This is a genomic window from Streptomyces sp. NPDC059895, from assembly GCF_042731035.1.
Classification (GTDB): Bacteria; Actinomycetota; Actinomycetes; order Streptomycetales; family Streptomycetaceae; genus Streptomyces.
Window position 1 is genome coordinate 1 of record NZ_JBHWKO010000127.1, and the last position, 2537, is coordinate 2537.

2 protein-coding genes and 1 pseudogene are annotated in these 2537 nt (G+C 67.0%); 2 read left to right on the top strand and 1 reads right to left on the bottom strand.

Annotated features, from left to right (window positions below; genetic code table 11):
* Nucleotides 1–81, top strand: a pseudogene (locus tag ACFV9M_RS41955) (transposase); the annotation flags it as partial.
* Between the two features lie 234 nt (nucleotides 82–315).
* On the opposite strand, the gene ACFV9M_RS41960 reads toward ACFV9M_RS41955, so the two are convergent.
* The gene (locus tag ACFV9M_RS41960; RefSeq protein ID WP_385079869.1) at nucleotides 316–1260 is read right to left on the bottom strand and encodes a recombinase family protein; all 945 of its coding nucleotides are present in this window, start codon (nucleotides 1258–1260) and stop codon (nucleotides 316–318) included.
* Nucleotides 1261–1519: 259 nt separating this feature from the next.
* Here ACFV9M_RS41960 and ACFV9M_RS41965 point away from each other — a divergent pair, with 259 nt between their 5' ends.
* Entirely contained in the window at nucleotides 1520–2347 is an 828-nt protein-coding gene (locus tag ACFV9M_RS41965) for a transposase family protein (RefSeq protein ID WP_385079871.1), read from the top strand.
* Nucleotides 2348–2537 lie beyond the last annotated feature (190 nt).

The following is a 2537-nucleotide window of genomic DNA, read 5'->3' on the forward strand; positions in this document are numbered from 1 at the left end:
CGCCGCTACATCATCTGGCGAAACCGCCATGCCGACGACCGACGCCTACGCGCGGTCGTCGACAGGGCAAACGTTGCTTGATGCGGCACTAGACCTCATGATCAATCTCAGCGCCAACGGCTGTACCGATGTTCCCCAAGGCCGGAGAGTCCCGTGAGTTCACGCAAACTGAAGGGTTCTCGGTGGGAACTCAAGGGTCCGTCGTCGTGCTCTGCGGAGTTGCTTCCGTGGGTTCGGGGCCAACTCGCGACCTTGCCGTTCCTGGTGCCCTGGACGGGCAAGACGGCCCTGTACTCGTGAAGCTGCCGTTACCCGTCATGTAGCAGAACGTGACTGACTGTCGAGATCAGTAGAGGGGGCATGCAGGTTGACGCGGTTTGCGTACTCGCGGCGGGCCTTGCGCTGTGACGGGATTGCCGCAGTGCCGTCGAGCGGCTGGCAGATGTCGAGGAGTCGGCGGTGGATCGAGAGCACGGCGGTGACGCGCAGGGTGTAGCCCTGGCCGCGTCGTACGGTGATGCCCTGGTCGAACGCGGCCCGCACGGCGGGCTCCAGGTTGGTGGCGCGGAGGAAGTCGGCGACCTTGCCCGGCATGTCGAGGACGACCGGCAGCTCCGGGGCCTGTGCGCCCAGGGCGACGGCCGTGTGCTCGGGCAGGAGATCGGCGACGGCGGTGCGGATGGCGCCCCGGCTGACGTCGTGGTCGCGGGCGAGGGCGGCGATGGACCGGCCCTCCAGGTACGCGGTGCGCACGTCGTCGGTCTTCCCGGCTGGGACGGCCGGGCGGCGTCCGCCCTTGCTGCCCTTGGCCTCGGCGGCACGCAGCCCGTCGTAGGTCAGCTCGCGCTGAAGGTCGCGTTGGAGTTCGCCGGCGGCAGCGAGGGTCTGCACCATGAACTTCACCGTGGACAGCAGCTCTCCGGTGCGCGGGTGGCGGGCGGTGAGGTCCATCGCGGAGAACGCGCCGTCGTGGATACGCAGGGCGAGGCGGTCGCGGTGCAGGACGTCGAGCACGTCGAGGACGTGCGCGGTGCCGCGCACGAGGCGGAACATTGCGGAGATGTGCACGGTGTCGCCCGGCCTCGCGTACTTGAGCAACTCGCGGAACTTCGGGCGCTGGAGCGGGTGGAGGCGGCTGGAGGTGCCCGCTTCTTCCTCAAAGACGACCGGGTCCTCGATCCCGGCCTCGTCCAGGGCGAGGTTCTGCCGGGCGGTCGACTGCTGGTCGGTCGAGACCCGCTTGTAGACCAGGTTCGCCACCGAGTGCCCCTTTCAGACGGAGGATCGGACCCTATCTGTCAGCAAACCCTGTCAGAAATCACCATCGGATCTGATTGGATTCGCGCCGCCGCGAATCCCCGAATTATGCGGGTTCATTGAGTCTTTCCCGGTAAGCGACCGTCGCTCGCTGTGATCGCGATGCTTCCGCTGCGGCTCGTGCGGTACCCAAGTCCGGGCAGGCGTAAGGCCCCTGGTAGGAACGATCTTGCGACGGATTGTTCTGACCGAGGGGCCTCACGTGTCGACCAGTGTCACATACACCGCGGTGCTCGACGTGAAGCGGTCCACCGCCGAGCACCTGGCCCGGCTGCTGCGCGACCACCGCATCGCGGCCAGAACCCGCAGGGGCAGGCGTGCGCTGGGCTGCTTCCGGCAGGCAGTGCTCGTCCTGCGCTGGTTCATCGACAACGCCCGCCTTTCCCAACTCGCCCGCGACAACGACCTGTCGGCCTCCACCGCCTACCGATACCTCCACGAAGGACTGACCGTTCTGGCGGCCGGGGCACCGGACCTCGCGACTGCGCTGGAACGTGCGAAGGCGGCAGGGCTGACACACCTCAACCTCGACGGCACCGTCATCCGCACGGATCGCGTCGCCGCCCCCGGCCCCAACGGCGCGGACCTCTGGTGGTCCGGGAAGCACAAGCACCATGGCGGGAACGTGCAGGTCATCTCGACCCCGGACGGCTGGCCGATCTGGGTCTCACCGGTCCGCCCGGGCCGCGAGCACGACACCACCTGCGCCCGCCACCACGGGCTGGTCGACGCCCTCAACCGGATCGCCGCCGAGCTGCACATACCGACCCTGGTCGACCTCGGCTACGAGAACGCCGGCGACGGCTTCCGCCACCCGTACAAGAAGCCCGCCGGAGGCGAGCTGACCGAGGCCCAGAAGGCGTACAACAAGGTCGTCCGCGGCATCCACGGCGTCTGCGAGCGCGCCAACTCCCTGCTCAAGACGACCTTCAAAGCCCTGCGCCGGGTCAGCCTCGACCCCAGCCGCATCACGAAGATCGCCGCCGCAGCCCTCGTCCTGCTCCAGCTCGAGTACGGCCGCACCATCTGAACGATCACACAACGCCATGATCCGTTACTGGCAAAGACTCATTGGACGTGCTGACCTCCTGTCGTCATTCGTTCGTTTGACGACAGGGAGGCCCGTGCTCACGAGCCTCCGAAGGGATCGCTGCGTCCCGCTCAGACATTAGCAACTCGGGTTGACTATTTCCGTTAGTCAACTACAGTTGCTTACATGT